This is a genomic window from Pokkaliibacter plantistimulans (genome assembly GCF_003194385.1).
Taxonomy (GTDB): Bacteria; Pseudomonadota; Gammaproteobacteria; order Pseudomonadales; family Balneatricaceae; genus Pokkaliibacter; species Pokkaliibacter plantistimulans.
Genome location: NZ_LAPT01000193.1, coordinates 1 through 1,082, shown reverse-complemented (window position 1 = coordinate 1,082; position 1,082 = coordinate 1). Strand labels below are relative to the sequence as shown.

General features: G+C 35.4%; 2 protein-coding genes. Both read left to right on the top strand.

Translation table 11 applies throughout. The annotated features are described in order from the left end of the window. Positions 1-722, top strand: a 722-nt coding sequence (locus WH50_RS25770; protein ID WP_243410285.1) for an RHS repeat-associated core domain-containing protein, incomplete at its 5' end; no start/stop codon positions are given. Then, on the top strand, positions 709-1,082 hold a 374-nt coding region (locus WH50_RS25765; protein WP_133251439.1), incomplete at its 3' end, for a hypothetical protein. The genes WH50_RS25770 and WH50_RS25765, both read left to right, overlap by 14 nt.

Here is a 1,082-nt window from a genome sequence, read left to right as displayed (position 1 = left end):
TGAACGCGCGCTATTACGACCCGGTGGTAGGGCGGTTTATGGCGATAGACCCGGTGGGGCCGTTGCAGGGGGGGTTAGAACATATCAATCGATATGACTATGCGTATAACAACCCTTATAAATACATAGATTCGACGGGGTTATATCCAACATGTGACTGTAAGGATGACAAAACGTATGAAGGCGTTAACGAGTCAATGAAGGGAAATTTAAGCAGAACAGAGAAGAAGTCAGGAGGATTTGGTGACATCATTGCTCATGTTCCAATATATAATAATTTAGAAATTATGGGAAAAATAAGAGATAAAAATTTATTTACAGGTCTTTTTGATTTCATTGATCAAGTTAAAACTAATGGGAATATGGATTACAAAAAAGACCAAACTCTTGTCGCGATTTATGGAGACAGGGTGCAGCGGTTTGGTAATTGGCATTATGGATTAATGGCACATAAAATGGGGCTCAGCTTAAATACTGCTGTACTGGGTGCTGCTGGGTATCAATTAGGCTTTCAAACAACGACAGTGGATAACTTTTTAGAGGCTGGAATTATTGCCTCTCAATTAAGTGTGCCTAGTGGCAGACAGATTGATAGGATGTATTCTATTTTTACTGAGTCAGGTCTTCGTCGGGCTTTAGAGTCAGGTAGAACTTTTGGTGACAACCCTAGAGACGGTATAGATATCATGAAAGGTTGGGATGCGTTGGATGAATGGAAGTGAGGGCCATAGTATGTATATAAAGAAAGGATTTTTTCTCCTCTCTATTGTTGCATTGATAACTATTTATTTTATTTTTTTTGATAAAGAAGATGAGATAGATGTTTCTAAAAGAATGTATAAAGATAATGAGAAATTATTTTTTCAAGTTAATGATCTAATAATGTCTTTAGATGGAGTTTCTGAAATTAGTCAGTCGTGTATAGATTTGAATTGTGATGGTTATAAAATTTTAAATGAAATAAAAAGAAATAAATATAAAGAAATAGTTTCAAGCATGAAAAATATTGGAGTGAATTTGGTATATGTCTCGCGTGAGATACATAATAAAGATAAAGTTAGAGTGGTTGATTACTATACCTA